Below are 16,634 nucleotides of genomic sequence, written 5' to 3'. Positions count from 1 at the left end.
CCTGCCCGCCAGTGGGGCAGGTCGAGCCGGTGAAGATCGGGGACCGGCCAGTAGACTCGGCGGCTGCCCAGGCCCGGCGAGGGGAGACACGTGCTGCACCTGCGGATCATCGCGCCCACCGACCGGTCCGCGGCCGTGGCCGACCTGCTCGCGGAGGCCCCGGGCGTCACCCACCTCGCGGTCATCCCCGGCGCCGCCCGCCAGCCCGCCGGCGACCTGATCCTCTGCGACGTCGTCCGGGAGAGCGCCGACCAGGTCCTGCACCGACTCCAGGAACTCGACGTGGACGCGCGGGGTGGCATCTCCGCCGACGACGTGGAGCTGACCCTCTCGGCGCAGGCGGACAAGGCCGCGGCCGACGCCCCCGGCCACGGCGAGGACGCCGTGGTCTGGGACGAGATCGCCGCGAAGACCGGCGAGCAGACCGTGCTCACCGGCACCTTCCTGGCGCTGATCACCGTGGCCACCATGATCGCCGGCATCGGCGTGCTGCTCGACCAGCCCATCCTGATCGTCGGCGCGATGGTGGTCGGCCCCGAGTTCGGCCCGCTCGCCGCGCTCTGCGTGGCCCTGCTGCGCCGGCAGCCGCACATCATCGGCCGCTCGGTGCAGGCCCTGGTGGTCGGCTTCCTCGCCGCCATGCTGGTCACCGTCGTGAGCACCTGGGCGCTCAGCGCCGCCGGGCTGGTCAGCCGGGACATGCTGCTGGCCGACCGGCCGCTCACCGACTTCATCTGGCGCCCGGACGCGCTCTCCTGGGTCGTCGGCCTGCTCGCCGGGATCGCCGGCATGCTCTCGCTGACCTCGAAGAAGTCCGGCTCGCTGGTCGGCGTGCTGATCTCGGTGACGACCGTGCCGGCCGCGGCGAACGTGGCGGTCGCCGCCGCCTACGGGGTGTGGCACGAGGCGGCCGGCTCCGCCCTCCAGCTCGTGATCAACCTGGCCGCCATCGTGCTGGCCGGCCTGCTCACCCTGGTCGTCCAGCTCTGCTGGTGGCGGCGGGTCGAGCGGCGGTCCGCCCGGGGCGTGCCGCGGCAGCGGGCCGACCAGCGGCCCGCGCGGGTCAGCGCCAGTCGTCGCCCGCCTCGAGACGCAGGCTGAGCAGCGTCGCCAGGGGCACCGACTCGCCGTCCCGGCCGCCGCGGCCCACCACCAGCGGCGGCGGGGCGGGCTCCGGGTCGGCCCCGAACAGGCGCGCCCGCAGGCTCGGCGGCACGGTGAGCAGGTAGAAACGACCCTCGGTGTCGACCGCCCGGCTCTGCGCCCGGTCCACGTACCAGCCGGTGATCCGGGTCCGGTAGCGACCGCGCCCGTCGTAGCCGGCCGCCGTCAACCGGTCGGTGCGCAGCCCGCGCCGCAGCGCCTCGGCGGCGAACCGCGCCACCAGTTCCGCGGCCTCCGCCTGCTCGGCGGCCCGCTGCCGGGCGTCGGCCGCCGCGTGCGCCCGCACCGCCCGGCGCTGCCGTTCCCGCCACTCCAGGCCGTCGTCCCCACCCACGCCCGCGAGGGTACGCGTCGCCCGCCCCGCCCCGCCCCGCCTCGACCGCGCCGGAGCGGGCCGGCACTCCGAATCTTGGACAGTTGCCGTTCGCTCCGAACGGCAAGTTTCCAAGATCTCGTGGTCGCGGTAGCGCGCCTGGTGCCGCTCGCCCCGGGCGGCTCGTCGTAGGGGCGCTGTCGAGCTGAGGCGTCGGTGACGTCAGCCCGACAGCGCCCCGGGACCTCAGGCCAGACCGGCGCGGCGCAGCGCTTCCGCCATCTCGCTGTTGGTCGGGGCCGGCGCCCCGCCGCCGCGCCCCGGCCGCTGCTGCGGCCCGCCGCGCGAGCCGCCCCGATCGCCGCGCTGACCGCCCTGGCCACCGCCGCCCTGGCCGCGGCCGCCCTCGCCGCCGCGCCGGCCGTCACCGCCCTGACCGCCGCCGCGCTGGCCGCGCTGGCCGCCGCCGCCCTCGCCGCCGCGCTGACCAACGCCGCCCTCGCCGCGCCGGCCGCCGCCCTGGCTGCTGCCGCCACGGTCGCGGCGCCCCTCGCCGCCCTGCGGGCGTCCGCCGCCGGCCGGGGCCTCGTCCTCCAGCCGCAGGGTCAGCGAGATGCGCTTGCGGGGCACATCGACGTCGAGCACCCGGACGCGGACCACGTCGCCGGACTTCACCACGTCGCGCGGGTCCTTCACGAAGGTGTGCGACATGGCGGAGACGTGGACCAGGCCGTCCTGGTGCACGCCGACGTCGACGAACGCGCCGAACGCGGCCACGTTGGTGACCACGCCCTCCAGCACCATCCCCGGCGTCAGGTCGCTGATCTTCTCCACCCCCTCGACGAAGGTGGCCGTCCGGAACTCCGGGCGCGGGTCGCGGCCGGGCTTCTCCAGCTCGGCGAGGATGTCGGTGACGGTGGGCAGGCCGAACGTGTCGTCGACGAACTCGGTCGCCCGGAGCCCGCGCAGGATGGTCGACTTCCCGATCAGCGCGCGCAGGTCCTGCCCGGTGTGGGCGAGGATCCGCCGCACCACCGGGTACGACTCGGGGTGCACGCTGGAGGAGTCGAGCGGGTCGTCGCCGCCGGGGATGCGCAGGAAGCCGGCGCACTGCTCGAACGCCTTCGGCCCGAGCCGGGGCACCTTCTTCAGCTCGGCCCGGGTGCGGAACGGCCCGTTGGCGTCACGGTGGAGCACGATGTTCTCGGCCAGCCCGGCGCCGATGCCGGAGACCCGGGTGAGCAGCGGGGCCGAGGCGGTGTTGACGTCGACGCCGACGGCGTTGACGCAGTCCTCCACCACCGCGTCGAGGGAGCGGGAGAGCTTCACCTCGGACAGGTCGTGCTGGTACTGCCCGACGCCGATCGAGCGCGGGTCGATCTTCACCAGCTCGGCCAGGGGGTCCTGGAGGCGGCGGGCGATGGAGACCGCGCCGCGCAGCGAGACGTCCAGCCCGGGCAGTTCCTGCGAGGCGTACGCGGAGGCGGAGTAGACCGACGCGCCGGCCTCGGAGACCACCACCTTGGTCAGCTTCAGCTCGGGGTGCCGCTTGATGAGGTCACCGGCGAGCTTGTCGGTCTCCCGGCTGGCCGTGCCGTTGCCGATGGCGACCAGCTCGACGCCGTGCGCCGCGGCCAGGGTGGCCAGCGTGTGCACGGAGGCGTCCCACTGCCGGCGCGGCTCGTGCGGGTAGATCGTGTCGGTGGCGACGACCTTGCCGGTGGCGTCGACCACGGCCACCTTCACGCCGGTGCGCAGGCCCGGGTCGAGGCCCATGGTGGGGCGGGCGCCGGCCGGCGCGGCCAGCAGCAGGTCGCGCAGGTTGGTGGCGAAGACCCGGACGGCCTCCTCCTCGGCCGCCTGCCAGAGCCGCATCCGCAGGTCGGCGCCGAGGTGGATGAGGATCCGGGTACGCCAGGCCCAGCGCACCGTGTCGGTGAGCCACCGGTCGGCGGGCCGCCCCTGGTCGCCGATCCCGAACCGGCCGGCGATGGCCGCCTCGTAGCGGGTGGGGCCGGTGACCACGGCGTCGGCGTCGCCGTCGGCCTCCGGGTCCATGGTCAGGTCGAGCACGCCCTCCTTCTCGCCCCGGAACATGGCGAGGATCCGGTGCGAGGGGAGCTTGGTGTACGGCTCGGCGAAGTCGAAGTAGTCGGCGAACTTGGCGCCGGTCGTCTCCTGACCCTCGCGTACCCGGGAGACCAGCCGGCCCCGCGACCACATCTGCTCGCGCAGCGTGCCGATGAGGTCGGCGTCCTCGGCGAAGCGCTCGATGAGGATGGCCCGGGCGCCGTCGAGCGCGGCGGCGGCGTCGGCCACCCCCTTGTCGGCGTCGACGTAACCGGCGGCCGTGTCGCGGGGGTCCCGCGCCGGGTCGGCCAGCAGGGTGTCCGCCAGGGGCTCCAGCCCGGCCTCGCGGGCGATCTGGGCCCGGGTCCGCCGCTTGGGCTTGTAGGGCAGGTAGATGTCCTCCAGCCGCGACTTCGAGTCGGCCGCCATGATCTGCGCTTCCAGGGCCTCGTCGAGCTTGCCCTGGCCCCGGATGGACTCCAGCACCGCGGCGCGCCGCTCGTCCAGCTCGCGCAGGTAGCGCAGCCGCTCCTCCAGCGTGCGCAGTTGCGCGTCGTCGAGCAGGCCGGTGGCCTCCTTGCGGTAGCGGGCGATGAACGGCACGGTGGCGCCGCCGTCGAGCAGCTCCACGGCCGCCCGCACCTGACGTTCGGCGACGCCGAGTTCCTCGGCGATCCGCTGGTGCACAGACTGGGTCACGATCTGATCCGCCTTCTCCGGTGGGTTCCGCCCTGCATTGTGCCGGTCGGCTCCGACCGGCTGTGCCGCACCCGCCGTCCGCTGCGCTAGCGTGGCGATCATGGAGCAACCTGCGGACCCGCGGGCCCGGCGGCTCTTCGGCGGCAGCGCCCGGGCCCTCGGTGACCTCGCCGTCAGCCCGTTCCGGGCCGACCGGGACCGCATCGTGGGCTCACCCTTCTTCGCCCGGCTGAACGGGGTGACCCAGGTGATCAGCCCGGGCGGTTCGGGGCTGCTCGTGCACAACCGGCTCACCCACAGCCTCAAGGTGGCGCAGGTGGCGCGGGCGATCGCCGAGCGGTTGACCGCCGACCCGGCGCACCGCGACCTGCTGGAGAAGCTGGGCGGCTGCGACCCGGACGTGGTGGAGGCCGCCGCGCTCGCCCACGACCTCGGCCACCCGCCGTTCGGGCACCTGGGGGAGCGGGTGCTGGACCGGCTGGCCCGGCAGCGCCTCGGCCTCGCCGACGGCTTCGAGGGCAACGCGCAGTCGTACCGGATCGTCACCAGCACCGAGATCCGCGGCGCGGCGACCACCGGCCTGGACCTGACCGCGGCGGTCCGGGCGGCCATGCTGAAGTATCCGTGGACCCGGCTGGACCACCCGGACCCGCATCCGCGGCACCTGGACCCGGCGCCGCGCGGCGCGGCGGCCCCGCCGGACGACCCGGAGAGCGGGTCGGCGAAGTTCGGCGCGTACCGGACCGAGGTGGACGACCTGCGGCAGGCCCGGGAGCCGTTCGCCGGCCGGATCCCGGACTGGCAGCAGACCCCGGAGGCGTCGATCATGGACACCGCCGACGACATCGCGTACGCCATCCACGACGTGGAGGACTTCTACCGGGTCGGGGTGCTCCAGCAGGGCGCGGTGGCCGCCGAGCTGATGGCCTGGCAGCGCGAGTGCGGGCACTTCCGGGCGATCACCTCCTCGGCGCTGGCCGCGGCCGGCCGGCGGCCCGGGGCCGCGATCGAGCGGCTGCGCCGCCAACTGCACCGCAAGGACGCCTGGATCGCCGACGACGAGGCGTTCGCCGCCGCCGTCGAGCACGTCCGCGAGGAGCTGGTGGAGGGGCTGCTGGCGCTGCCCTTCGACGGCTCGATCGAGGCCGAGCAGTACGTGGCCCGGTTCTCCGCGCGCTGGTCCACCCGGTTCGTCGACGCCATCACGGTGACCCCCGAGCCGGATGTCCGTTCCGGGTACGTGCTGCTGGCCCGGCCGCAGTGGCACGAGGTGCAGGTGCTCAAGTTCGTCCACCACCGGTTCGTGCTGGCCCGCCCGGACCTGGCCCTGCACCAGCGCGGTCAGGCGCGGCTGCTCGGCACCCTCGTGGAGGCGCTCTGGGAGTGGCTGCTCGACCCGGAGGAGGAGTCCCGGCTGCCCCGCCGGCTGCACGACCTGGTCGAGCTGGCCGAGGCGGAGCTGCACCCGCGTACCCCGGACCGGATCGGCCGGGCCCGCGGGCGGGCGATCGTCGACTTCGTCGCGCAGCTCACCGACGGGCAGGCGGTGGCCATGCTGGATGCGCTCTCCGGCCGCTCCGGCGCCCTCTGGACGGACGCCTTCGTGCTCTGAGTCAGCGGGCCGGCACGCCCTTGACCACGGTGCCGGGCGGCACGTCTCGCACCACGCAGGCGCCCGCGCCGACGGTCGCGCCGGCACCGACGCGCAGCCCGGGCAGGACCACGGCCCCCGCGCCGATCAGCGCGGCATCGTCCAGGCGGCAGTCGCCGGAGACGGCGGCGAGCGGGTGCAGCGAGACGTGGTCGCCGACCACGCAGTCGTGCGCGAGGGTGGCGTTCTGGTTCACGTGCAGGTGCCGGCCGGCGGTGACGTTGGTGGTGATCCGGCCGCCGGCGAACACCACCAGGCCCTCGGCGGCGACCAGGTCGGGCCCCACGGTGGCGTCCGGGTGCACGAGGCTCGCGGCGGGCAGGCCGAGCGTGTCGACCCGCGCGCCGACCGTCCGCCGGACCCGGGGGTCGCCCAGGCCGAGCACGACGTGGGTCTGCGGGGACAGGTGGCCGAGCGCCGCGAGCGTCCCGAGGTACGGCGTCCCGCCCGCCTCGGCCCGCTTGCGGTTGCGTTCCGAGGGGTTGTCGTCGACGAAGCCCACGAGCCGCCAGGGCGGCCGGGCGGCGGCGTCGTTGACCGCCGCCACCAGTTGGGCGATCTCCCGGCCGTGGCCGCCGCAGCCGACGACGACGAGGTCGAGGCTCACCGGGCACCACTGCCGGCGGTCGCGGGAACCGGCTGCTCCGCGGCGGCACGACCGCGGAACTCGGGCGCGGTGGCGCTGCCCGGCGCGCTGATTCCCTGCCGCCGCAGCACGGCCACCGCCGTACGGGCCAGGATGCGCAGGTCGAGCAGGAGGCCACGGTGGTCGACGTACCGGAGGTCGTAGGCGAACTTCTCGTCCCAGCCGAGCTCGTTGCGCCCGTTGACCTGGGCGAGCCCGGTGAGGCCGGGCCGGACCTCGTGGCGCCGGAACTGCTCGGGGGTGTAGCGGAAGCGGTAGCTGGTCGGCAGCGGACGCGGCCCGACCAGGCTCATGTCGCCCCGGACGACGTTCCAGAGGCTCGGCAACTCGTCCAGGCTGGTGTCGCGCAGCCAGCGGCCCAGCGGGGTCAGCCGCAGCGCGTCGTCGGCGGTGGAGAAGCCGCCGGCGCCGGCCGCCATGGACCGGAACTTGAGGATGGTGAACTCGCGGCCGTGGCGGCCGATCCGCGCCTGTCGGAACAGCACGGGCCGGCCCATGGTGAGCAGCACCGCGACCGCCACCGCGGCCAGCACCGGTGCCGCCACCAGCAGGGCGATGAGGGCCACGGTGAGGTCGACGGCGCGCTTCATGGCATCTTTCACGCGGAAAGCGTACGAAAATGTGCCGCCGAATGCCTGCTTGTCCGGTTTTTCGGCGTGTGTCAGGCGACGGCCTGCCACCAGCCGTCCACCGCCGGGGGCTCGTCCACCACCACCCGCTCGCCGGGACGCGGCACGGCCAGCCGGACGTCCCGGGCCTTCGCCTCGGCCCAGAGCCGGTCCACCGGCTCCGACCAGTCGTGCAGGGCGAGGTTGAAGGTGGCCCAGTGCACCGGGACGAACAGCCCGCCGCGCAGGTCGAGGTGGGCGGCCACCGCCTCCTCGGGGAACATGTGGATGCTCGGCCAGGCCCGGTCGTACGCGCCGATCTGCATGAGCGTGACGTCGAACGGGCCGTGCTCCGCGCCGATCTCGGCGTAGCCGTCGAAGTAGCCGGAGTCGCCGGTGTAGAAGACCTTCCGCTGCGCCCCGGCGACCACCCAGGAGCTCCAGAGCGTGCCGTCGCGGCGCAGGCCCCGCCCGGAGAAGTGCTGGGCCGCGGTCGCGGTGAGCGTCAGCCCGCCCACCCGGTGGCTCTCCGACCAGTCCAGCTCGACGATCCGGTCCTCCGGAACGCCCCACCGGTCCAGGTGGGCGCCGACGCCGAGCGGCACCAGGAACGGCGCGGACTGGTGGGCGAGCAGCCCGCGCACGGTCGCCATGTCGAGGTGGTCGTAGTGGTCGTGCGAGATCAGGATGGCGTCGAGCCGGGGCAGCTCGTCGAGGCGGACCGGCGGCTCGTGGATGCGGCGCGGGCCGACCAGGGCCGACGGGGAGCAGCGGTCGCTCCAGACCGGGTCGAGCAGCACCCGGTGCCCTTCGATCTCGACCAGCGTCGAGGCGTGGCCGTACCAGACGATGCTCAGCTCGCGGGCCGGGTCGGCCGGGGCCGGGTCGGCCGGGCGCAGCAGCGGCACGGCGCTGTCCGGCCGGCGCTTCTGCTTGCCGAAGATGAGCTCCTTGACCAGGTTGCGGCCCGGGTCGGCGACCATGGTGCTGCGGGTGCCCGACGGGTTGTGGAAGGTGCCGTCCCGGAAGCGCGGCGAGCGGGCCGCCCGTTCCGCCCGGGCCCCGGCGAGCCGGCCGCCGAGCTGGGCGGGCACGTCCCGCGCCGCCCAGGCCAGCCCGGCCACCGCGGCGAGCCCCGCCATCCGCCACCGCCGCCCGCCGGCTGCCCGCTCCAGTGCCTGCTCGTCCGGTTCCCGCATGTTCCGTCCCTCCGCCGTGTCCCGCAGTACACGGTAGCCACCCGCCCGCCACCCCGCGCGGGCGACGACGCACGCACGGCTCAGCGCAGCCGGCGCAGCAGCGCCGAGCCGGCCGCCGCGGTCACGCCGCCCGCCGACCGGACCGCCCGCGACACGTCGGGCAGCCAGCCGCCCCGGACCGCCTCGCCGGCCGGGTTCGGCGCGAAGACGATGCCCGGGTGCGGCGCCACCGGCCGGTCGGTCAGCCCGGCGAGCCGCATGAGCGGCCCCACGAGCACGTCGTACACCCCGGGCAGCACGGTGAAGCCGAACCGCATGACGACGTTGAGCCGCCCCACCGAGACCTCCCGGCGGGGTCGGTCGACGCAGTCCACGATGGCCCGGGCCACCCGCTCCGGGGTGGTGACCGGCGGCGGCGGCCGGCCGATCCGGCCCAGGTAGTTGCCTGCCTGCTGGTAGACCGGCGTGTCGACGCTGCCCGGGTTGACCAGGCAGATCCGCACGCCGGGGGTCTCCCGGGCCTCCTGCTGCAACGCCCGGGTGAGCCCCTGGAGGCCCCACTTGGCCGCCACGTAGCCGCTCATGTAGGGCGCGGTGATGTGCCCGAGGACCGAGCCGGTGAGGACCAGGGTGCCGGCCGAGGCGTCCCGGAAGCGGCGCAGCGCCACCCGGGCCACCTCGGCCGCGGCCAGCAGGTCGGTGCGGATCACCTGGTCGAAGACCTCGGCGTGCGTCTCGTCGAAGCGACCGTAGGTCATCACCGCGGCGGTGTGCACCCAGGCGTCGATGCCGCCGAACTCGGCCTCGGTCACGTCGGCCAGCGCGGCCAGGGCGCCGGGCGCGGTGACGTCCAGCGGTACGACCAGCACCTCGGCGCCGGCCGCCCGGCACTCGTCGCGGACCTCGGCCAGGGTGGCGGGGGAGCGGGCCGCGAGGACCAGGCGGTCCCCGCGGCCGGCGAACTCCCGGGCCGCCGCCCGGCCGATTCCGCTGGTCGCGCCGGTGATCACCACCGTCCGGCTCACGGTTCGAGCACGACCTTGACGCAGCCGTCCTGCTTCTTCTGGAACATCTCGTACGCCTGCGGCGCCCGCGCCAGGGGCAGCCGGTGGGTCCGCAGGTCCTCGACGCCGAGCGGGTCGTCGCCGCCGGCGAGCAGCGGCATGATCTCGTCGACCCAGCGCTTCACGTGGCAGTGCCCCATGCGCAGTTGGACGCCCCGGTCGAACATCTCCATGAGCGGCATCGGGTCCTGCTCGCCGCCGTACACGCCGGAGACCGACACGGTGCCGCCGCGCCGGACCGCCTTGAGCGCGGCGTGCAGCACCACGAGCCGGTCCACGCCGGCCTTGTCGGTCATGGTCTGCGCCAGCTTGTCCGGCAGCAGCCCGGCGGCGGCCTGGGCGACCTTGCCGAGCGGCGCGCCGTGCGCCTCCATGCCGACCGCGTCGATGACCGCGTCCGGGCCGCGCCCGTCGACCAGGTCGATCAGCGCGCCTGGCACGTCGTCCAGTTCGCTGACGTCGAGCACCTCGATGCCGTGCCGGCGGGCCATCTCCAGCCGCTCGGGCACCAGGTCGAGCCCGATCACCCGGCCGGCGCCGAGGTGCCGCCCGATCCGGGCGCTGAACTGCCCGACCGGGCCGAGGCCGAACACGGCCAGGGTGCCGCCGGGCGGGGTGTCCGCGTACTTCACGGCCTGCCAGGCGGTGGGCAGGATGTCGGAGAGGTAGAGCCAGCGCTCGTCGGGGCCGGTCTCCGGGATCTTGACGGGGCCGAACTGGGCCTGCGGGACCCGCAGGTACTCGGCCTGCCCACCGGGGACCGAGCCGTAGAGCGAGGTGTAGCCGAACAGCGCGGCGCCCTTGCCCTGGCTGGTCACCTGGGTGGTCTCGCACTGGGCGTAGAGCTGGCGGTCGCACATCCAGCACGAGCCGCAGGAGATGTTGAACGGGACGACCACCCGGTCGCCGGGCTTGAGCCGGGTCACCCCGGGGCCGACCTCCTCGACGACACCCATGGGCTCGTGGCCGAGGACGTCACCGGGCTTCAGGTACGGCCCGAGCACCTCGTACAGGTGCAGGTCGGACCCGCAGATCGCGGTCGAGGTGACCCGGATGATCGCATCGGTCGGCTCCTCGATCCGGGGGTCCGGTACGTCCTCCACGCGGACGTCACGCTTGCCGTGCCAGGTCAGTGCCTTCATGCCTGGATGTCCCCCTCTCCGGTGCCGTCCATCGGACTGCTACCCGCGGGGGAGGGCTTGAACCGGCTGCGGGGCGTACCCGGGAAAAGGCCGACCGCCGCCCCCCGGTGCGGGGTGCGGCGGTCGGGGTGGCTCGACGGCCGGGGCTCAGGAGCCCGGGGTGCCGGCGCGCTTGGACGTCGCCTTGAGGTAGTCCCGGTTGAGCCGGCCGATGGTGTTCAGCGGGATGCCCTTCGGGCAGGCCGCCGCGCACTCGCCGATGTTGGTGCAGCCGCCGAAGCCGGCCTCGTCGTGCGCGTCCACCATGCCGATCACCCGGGTGTACCGCTCGGGCTGGCCCTGCGGCAGCAGCGAGAGCTGGGTGATCTTGGCGGCGGTGAACAGCATGCCGGAGCCGTTCGGGCAGGCCGCCACGCAGGCGCCGCAGCCGATGCAGGCGGCCGAGGAGAAGGCGGCGTCCGCGTCGGCCTTGGCCACCGGGGTCGAGTGCGCCTCCGGGGCGCTGCCGGTCGGCGCGGTGATGTACCCACCGGCGGCGATGATCTTGTCGAAGGCGTTCCGGTCGACGACCAGGTCCTTGACCACCGGGAAGGCCCGGGCCCGCCACGGCTCGATGTCGATCGTGTCGCCGTCGGAGAACTGCCGCATGTGCAGCTGGCACGCGGTGGTGCCGCGCTGCGGGCCGTGCGCCTCACCGTTGATCATGAGGCTGCACATGCCGCAGATGCCCTCGCGGCAGTCGTGGTCGAACGCGACCGGCTCGTCGCCGTCGAGGATGAGCCGCTCGTTGAGCACGTCGAGCATCTCCAGGAAGGACATGTCCGGGGACACGTCCTGCACCTGGTAGGTCACCATCTGACCCTTGTCCTCGGGGCCCTTCTGACGCCAGATGCGCAGGGTCAGGTTCACTTGTAGCTCCGCTGCGTGGGGTGGACGTATTCGAAGGTCAGGTCTTCCTTGTGCAGCACGGGGAGACCGGTGCCGGTGTACTCCCAGGCCGCCACGTAGGAGAACCGGTCGTCGTCGCGCTGCGCCTCGCCGTCAGGGGTCTGGTGCTCGGCCCGGAAGTGGCCGCCGCAGGACTCCTCGCGGTGCAGGGCGTCGATGCACATGAGCTCGGCCAGCTCGAAGAAGTCGGCCACGCGGCCGGCCTTCTCCAGCGACTGGTTGAGCCCCTCGCCGTCGCCCGGGACGCGGACCCGCTGCCAGAACTCGTCGCGCAGGGTGCGGATCTCGTCGATCGCCTTGCGCAGCCCGGCCTCGGAGCGCTCCATGCCGCAGTGCTCCCACATGATCTGGCCCAGCTCCCGGTGGAACGAGTCCACCGTGCGGTCGCCGTTGACCGCCAGCAGCCGCTGGAGCCGGTCCTCGACCTCGGTCCGCGCCGCGACGGCCTCGGGGTGGCTGGCGTCGACCTTCTCCAGCGGGCCCGCGGCCAGGTAGTTCGCGATGGTGTTCGGCAGCACGAAATAGCCGTCGGCCAGGCCCTGCATGAGCGCCGAGGCGCCGAGCCGGTTCGCGCCGTGGTCGGAGAAGTTCGCCTCGCCGATCACGAACAGGCCCGGGATGGTCGACTGGAGGTCGTAGTCGACCCAGAGGCCGCCCATCGTGTAGTGCACGGCGGGGTAGATCCGCATGGGGACCTCGTACGGGTCCTCGCCGGTGATCCGCTCGTACATCTCGAAGAGGTTGCCGTACTTCGCCTCGATGGCCTTGCGGCCGAGCCGGTTGATCGCGTCGGCGAAGTCGAGGTAGACGCCGAGCCCGCCGGGGCCGACGCCGCGCCCCTCGTCGCAGACGTTCTTCGCGGCGCGGGAGGCGATGTCCCGGGGGACCAGGTTGCCGAAGGAGGGGTAGATCCGCTCCAGGTAGTAGTCCCGCTCGTCCTCGGGGATGTCCCGCGGGCTGCGGTCGTCGCCCTTGGCCTTGGGCACCCACACCCGGCCGTCGTTGCGCAGCGACTCGCTCATCAGGGTCAGCTTCGACTGGTGGTCGCCGGAGACCGGGATGCAGGTCGGGTGGATCTGCGTGTAGCAGGGGTTCGCGAAGTACGCGCCCTTGCGGTGCGCCCGCCAGGAGGCGGTGACGTTGCAGCCCTTGGCGTTGGTGGAGAGGTAGAAGACGTTGCCGTAGCCGCCGGAGGCGAGCACGACCGCGTCGGCCATCTCGGTGCTGATCTCGCCGGTCACCAGGTCGCGGACCACGATGCCGCGGGCCCGGCCGTCGACGATGACCAGCTCGAGCATCTCGTGCCGGGAGTTCATCTCCACGTTGCCGAGGCCGATCTGCCGCTCCAGGGCCTGGTACGCGCCGAGCAGCAGTTGCTGGCCCGTCTGGCCCCGGGCGTAGAAGGTGCGCTGCACCTGCGCGCCGCCGAACGAGCGGGTGTCGAGCAGGCCGCCGTACTCGCGGGCGAACGGGACGCCCTGGGCGACGCACTGGTCGATGATGTTGACCGAGACCTCGGCCAGCCGGTGCACGTTCGACTCCCGGGAGCGGAAGTCGCCGCCCTTGACGGTGTCGTAGAAGAGCCGGTGCACCGAGTCGCCGTCGTTGCGGTAGTTCTTGGCGGCGTTGATGCCGCCCTGCGCCGCGATCGAGTGGGCCCGGCGCGGGCTGTCCTGGTAGCAGTAGGACTTGACCCGGTAGCCCTGCTCGGCCAGGGTCGCCGCGGCGGAGCCGCCGGCCAGGCCGGTGCCGACCACGATCACGGTCAGCTTCCGCCGGTTGGCGGGATTGACCAGCTTCATCTCGAAGCGGTGGCGCTCCCAGCGGGTCTCGATGGGGCCGTCGGGAGCCTTGGTGTCGGCGATCGGGTCGCCGGTGGTGAAGAGATCCATGTCAGGCCACCAATCCGGTGAGTACGGCGAACGGAACCACCAGGTAGCCGGCGCAGAGCGCGACGGCGAAGACCAGGGCCGCGGCACGCGCCCGGCGCTCGCCCTTCGGGGTCTGCTGGCCGAGGCTGCGGAACGCGCTGAAGGCGCCGTGCCGCAGGTGGAAGCCGAGGGTGACGATCGCCAGGGTGTAGAAGAGCGTGACGTACCAGCGGTCCGCGGCGAAGTCCTGGACCACGTTGCCGTACGGGTTGGCCGCGTCGCCCTGCGGGTTCAGGTGACCCGTGGTCAGGTCCAGGATGTGGTAGATCACGAAGAGCAGGATGATCACACCACCCCAGCGCATCGTGCGGGCCGCGTAGTTGACGTGGATCTTCCGGCGGTGCGCGTACGGCACCGGGCGGGCGGCCCGGGCGCGCGTCGCCAGCACGGTGGCCGAGACGATGTGCGCCAGCACGGCCACGGTGAGCACCGTCCGCTGGATCCACAGGTACCAGGTCGACGGCAGCAGCGGCGTCCCGATCTCGCGCAGCCAGTGCGCGTAGTGGTCGAACGAGGTCTCGCCCGTGAAGATCTTCAGGTTGCCGAGCATGTGCGCGATCAGGAACAGCACGAGGATGATGCCCGTCACCGCCATGACGGCCTTGAGGCCGACGTTCGAGCGGATGGGCGACCGAGTTTTCGTGATTACCACCTGACCGACGCTAGGAGCAGATTGATCAGTCGTCCAATGCATCGAACTCGCAGTCTTGATAGCCGTAGGCTATAGAGATGCAGCTCCATCAGCTCCGGTACTTCGTCGCGGTCGCTGAAGTACGACATTTCACCCAAGCTGCCGACCTGGTGGGCATCACCCAGCCCTCCCTGAGTAAGCAAATTCACGCCCTGGAGACCGACCTGGGGGCCCCGCTCTTCGAACGGGTAAGGGGCAACATCGCCCTCACCGCGGCGGGGGAGGTGCTGCTGCCGCTGGCCAAGCGGATCCTCGCCGACGTCGACACCGCCACCCGCGAGGTGCAGGAGCTGGTCGGGCTGCGCCGGGGCCGGGTCCGGCTCGGCGCCACGCCCAGCCTGGCCACCTCGCTGGCGCCCCCCGTGCTGCGCCGGTTCCGCGACGCCCACCCCACCGTCGACCTACGGGTGGAGGAGGGCGGCTCACAGGACCTCGTCCGCGACCTGCTCCGCGGCGACCTCGACCTGGCGCTGATCATCGAGCCCTCGACCGGCACCGACCCCGGGCTGCGCGCCGACCCGATCCTGCGGGAGAGCCTGGTGGTCGCGTCGGTCGACCCGCTGCCGGCCGCCGACGAGCGGGGCGAGGTGCGGATCACCGACCTGCGCGACCTGCCCCTCGTGATGTTCCGCGAGGGCTACGACCTGCGCGACGCCACCCTCCAGGCGTGCCGGGCGGCCGGCTTCGAACCGACCCTCTCCGTGGACGGCGGCGAGATGGACGCGGTGCTCAGCTTCGTCGAGGCCGGGCTCGGCGTCGCCCTGGTCCCCGGCATCGTGGTGGCCCGCCGGGCGGGCATCCGGGTCACCCGGCTCGTCCCGCCCGGCGTCCGCCGGACCATCGCGGTGGCCCGCCGCCGCGACGTGGTGCCCACCCACGCCGGCCGCGAGCTGCGCCGCATCCTGCTGGAGTACGTCCACGACGCCACCGCCGCCGACCAGCTCCCCGCCGGGGTGGAACCCCTCTAGCCAGCCCCGGTCCAGGACGCGCTGCGGTACGGGTTCGGTCCGGTCGGCCGCGCTTCAGCTGTCGTCCAGGGGTGTGCAGCAGCCTCTGACGCACGAGCCCGTCCGCTGGGACAGGGCGGTAGTTGGAGGATGCTGCGAATGGACCGCCACGAATGAACATCAGCCTGTCGAGAATGGCGCTGCTCTGCGCCACGGTCGTTCTCACCACGGCCGTACCCCACGGTGTGCCGGCGTGGGCCGCGGACGGCGCCGAGCAGCCGTACCTGCCACCGGCGTTGGCCCCCGTCACCGCCGTCTACGAGACGGTCGCCTGCGATCCCGCCGGCCCCACCGCGACCGACTCGGCGGTGGCCAGCCGGTTGAATCCGCAGCTGACGTCGGACATGCGCAACAACCTGACCGCGTACCGCGTCTCCTGCGCGCGAGAGGTGGTCGAGGCGGTGCGGGCGCGCGGTCTGGCCCAGCGCGCCGGGGTCATCGCGATCGCCACCGTGCTCGTCGAGTCCCGCCTGCAGAACGTCAGCACCGAGGTGGACCACACCAGCCTCGGCCTGTTCCAACAGCAGGAGTGGTGGGGGACGCGGGCTCAGCGGCTCGACCCGGCCTATGCCACGAACGCCTTCCTCAGCGCCATGCAGCGGGAGTACCCGAACGGCAGTTGGGCCACCGCCCCGATCGGCGAGGTCTGCCAGGCGGTTCAGGTGTCCGCCTACCCCGACAGGTACCAGCCCATGGTGCCCGACGCGCAGCTCATCGTCGACGCCCTCTGGGATGCGGCGGGCGGCCGCACCGAGGACATTCCGGTGTCGGGGGACTGGAACAACGATGGGGTGGACACGGTGGGGGTGTACCGGCCGTCGACGTCGACGTTCTATCTGCGGGATGTCAACAGTGGTGCGGCGACGCGGGTGTTCAAGTTCGGTAGCGGGTCGTTGGGTGACATTCCGGTGGCCGGTGACTGGAACAAGGACGGTTTCGACAGTGTCGGGGTGTTCCGGCCGGGTGTGTCGACGTGGTATCTGACCAACGGCACGTCGACGGAGACCAACAACACCGATTACGAGTTCAAGTTCGGCAGCGGGTCGTCGGGGGACCAGCCGGTGGCCGGTGACTGGAACAACAACGGTTTCGACAGTGTCGGGGTGTTCCGCCCGGGCAACTCGACGTGGTACCTGACCAACGGCACCTCGTCGGCGACCAACTCCACCGATTACGAGTTCATGTTCGGTCATGGTGGGTCCGGCGATCAGCCGGTGGCCGGTGACTGGAACAACAACGGCTACGACAGTGTCGGGGTGTTCCGGCCGGGCAACTCGACGTGGTACCTGACCAACGGCACCTCGACGGCCACCAACTCCACGGATGAGGAGTTCGTGTTCGGTAACGGCGCGTCCGGTGACGTGGCGGTGCCGGGTGACTGGAACAAGGACGGTGTCGACACCCCGGGGGTGCGGCGGCCGGGCAACAACACCGTCTACCTGCGCAACGCCAACAGCGGCGGCGGCAACGACGAGGAGTTCATCTACGGCATCTGAGCACG

Annotated in this window: 14 protein-coding genes; 4 read left to right on the top strand and 10 right to left on the bottom strand. The window is 73.1% G+C overall.

Annotated features, from left to right (window positions below):
• The first annotated feature begins 90 nt into the window (after positions 1-90).
• Positions 91-1,101 (top strand): DUF389 domain-containing protein, encoded by a 1,011-nt coding sequence (locus tag IEY96_RS20230; RefSeq protein WP_189196373.1) that lies wholly within the window; start codon positions 91-93, stop codon positions 1,099-1,101.
• Here IEY96_RS20230 and IEY96_RS20225 read toward each other — a convergent pair.
• Both IEY96_RS20225 and IEY96_RS20220 read right to left on the bottom strand, forming a co-directional pair.
• Positions 1,064-1,498: a hypothetical protein gene (locus IEY96_RS20225; RefSeq protein ID WP_189196372.1), complete on the bottom strand. Its 435-nt coding sequence runs from the start codon at positions 1,496-1,498 to the stop codon at positions 1,064-1,066. The genes IEY96_RS20230 and IEY96_RS20225 overlap by 38 nt on opposite strands.
• 225 nt (positions 1,499-1,723) lie before the next feature.
• Positions 1,724-4,246 (bottom strand): Tex family protein, encoded by a 2,523-nt coding sequence (locus IEY96_RS20220; RefSeq protein ID WP_189196371.1) that lies wholly within the window; start codon positions 4,244-4,246, stop codon positions 1,724-1,726.
• A 100-nt stretch (positions 4,247-4,346) separates the two neighbouring features.
• On the opposite strand from IEY96_RS20220, the gene IEY96_RS20215 reads away from it, so the two are divergent.
• Positions 4,347-5,858, top strand: a complete 1,512-nt coding sequence (locus tag IEY96_RS20215) for a deoxyguanosinetriphosphate triphosphohydrolase family protein (RefSeq protein WP_189196370.1) — start codon at positions 4,347-4,349, stop codon at positions 5,856-5,858.
• Position 5,859: 1 nt separating this feature from the next.
• Here the strand turns inward: IEY96_RS20215 and IEY96_RS20210 are convergent, their stop codons facing one another.
• From IEY96_RS20210 to IEY96_RS20175, 8 genes are all read right to left on the bottom strand, one after another.
• Complete coding sequence (locus tag IEY96_RS20210; RefSeq protein ID WP_189196369.1) at positions 5,860-6,504, bottom strand: NeuD/PglB/VioB family sugar acetyltransferase; 645 nt, start codon at positions 6,502-6,504, stop codon at positions 5,860-5,862.
• A complete protein-coding gene (locus IEY96_RS20205; RefSeq protein WP_308429937.1) occupies positions 6,501-7,145 on the bottom strand; it encodes a sugar transferase in 645 nt (214 codons plus the stop codon). The genes IEY96_RS20210 and IEY96_RS20205 overlap by 4 nt, the downstream gene beginning before the upstream one ends.
• A gap of 59 nt (positions 7,146-7,204) precedes the next feature.
• Positions 7,205-8,350 (bottom strand): MBL fold metallo-hydrolase, encoded by a 1,146-nt coding sequence (locus tag IEY96_RS20200; protein ID WP_189196368.1) that lies wholly within the window; start codon positions 8,348-8,350, stop codon positions 7,205-7,207.
• A gap of 80 nt (positions 8,351-8,430) precedes the next feature.
• Positions 8,431-9,375, bottom strand: a complete 945-nt coding sequence (locus tag IEY96_RS20195) for an SDR family NAD(P)-dependent oxidoreductase (RefSeq protein WP_189196367.1) — start codon at positions 9,373-9,375, stop codon at positions 8,431-8,433.
• Positions 9,372-10,556: a zinc-dependent alcohol dehydrogenase gene (locus IEY96_RS20190; protein WP_189196366.1), complete on the bottom strand. Its 1,185-nt coding sequence runs from the start codon at positions 10,554-10,556 to the stop codon at positions 9,372-9,374. The genes IEY96_RS20195 and IEY96_RS20190 overlap by 4 nt, the downstream gene beginning before the upstream one ends.
• 147 nt (positions 10,557-10,703) lie before the next feature.
• The gene (locus IEY96_RS20185) at positions 10,704-11,465 is read right to left on the bottom strand and encodes a succinate dehydrogenase/fumarate reductase iron-sulfur subunit (RefSeq protein ID WP_189196365.1); all 762 of its coding nucleotides are present in this window, start codon (positions 11,463-11,465) and stop codon (positions 10,704-10,706) included.
• Positions 11,462-13,396, bottom strand: a complete 1,935-nt coding sequence (locus IEY96_RS20180; protein WP_189196364.1) for a fumarate reductase/succinate dehydrogenase flavoprotein subunit — start codon at positions 13,394-13,396, stop codon at positions 11,462-11,464. Before IEY96_RS20180 ends, IEY96_RS20185 begins: the two co-directional genes overlap by 4 nt.
• 1 nt (position 13,397) lies before the next feature.
• On the bottom strand, positions 13,398-14,129 hold the full coding sequence (locus IEY96_RS20175; RefSeq protein WP_189196363.1) for a succinate dehydrogenase cytochrome b subunit: 732 nt from the start codon (positions 14,127-14,129) through the stop codon (positions 13,398-13,400).
• Positions 14,130-14,158: 29 nt separating this feature from the next.
• Between IEY96_RS20175 and IEY96_RS20170 the strand changes: the two genes are divergently transcribed.
• The gene (locus tag IEY96_RS20170; RefSeq protein ID WP_189196542.1) at positions 14,159-15,094 is read left to right on the top strand and encodes a LysR family transcriptional regulator; all 936 of its coding nucleotides are present in this window, start codon (positions 14,159-14,161) and stop codon (positions 15,092-15,094) included.
• Between the two features lie 152 nt (positions 15,095-15,246).
• On the top strand, positions 15,247-16,629 hold the full coding sequence (locus IEY96_RS20165) for a VCBS repeat-containing protein (RefSeq protein WP_189196362.1): 1,383 nt from the start codon (positions 15,247-15,249) through the stop codon (positions 16,627-16,629).
• Positions 16,630-16,634 lie beyond the last annotated feature (5 nt).

Origin of the sequence: Micromonospora fulviviridis (genome assembly GCF_014648395.1) — a bacterium.
GTDB lineage: Bacteria > Actinomycetota > Actinomycetes > Mycobacteriales > Micromonosporaceae > Micromonospora > Micromonospora fulviviridis.
Note: the sequence above shows the minus strand (reverse complement) of the source record. Positions and strands in the feature narration are given on the sequence as shown.

What these genes read in the sequence shown, in the direction of transcription:
- IEY96_RS20215 (WP_189196370.1), top strand. Translation starts at nt 4,347, where the DNA reads ATGGAGCAACCTGCGGACCCGCGGGCCCGGCGGCTCTTCGGCGGCAGC.
- IEY96_RS20200 (WP_189196368.1), bottom strand. Translation starts at nt 8,350, where the DNA reads ATGCGGGAACCGGACGAGCAGGCACTGGAGCGGGCAGCCGGCGGGCGG.
- IEY96_RS20190 (WP_189196366.1), bottom strand. Translation starts at nt 10,556, where the DNA reads ATGAAGGCACTGACCTGGCACGGCAAGCGTGACGTCCGCGTGGAGGAC.
- IEY96_RS20180 (WP_189196364.1), bottom strand. Translation starts at nt 13,396, where the DNA reads ATGGATCTCTTCACCACCGGCGACCCGATCGCCGACACCAAGGCTCCC.
- IEY96_RS20175 (WP_189196363.1), bottom strand. Translation starts at nt 14,129, where the DNA reads ATGCATTGGACGACTGATCAATCTGCTCCTAGCGTCGGTCAGGTGGTA.
- IEY96_RS20165 (WP_189196362.1), top strand. Translation starts at nt 15,247, where the DNA reads ATGAACATCAGCCTGTCGAGAATGGCGCTGCTCTGCGCCACGGTCGTT.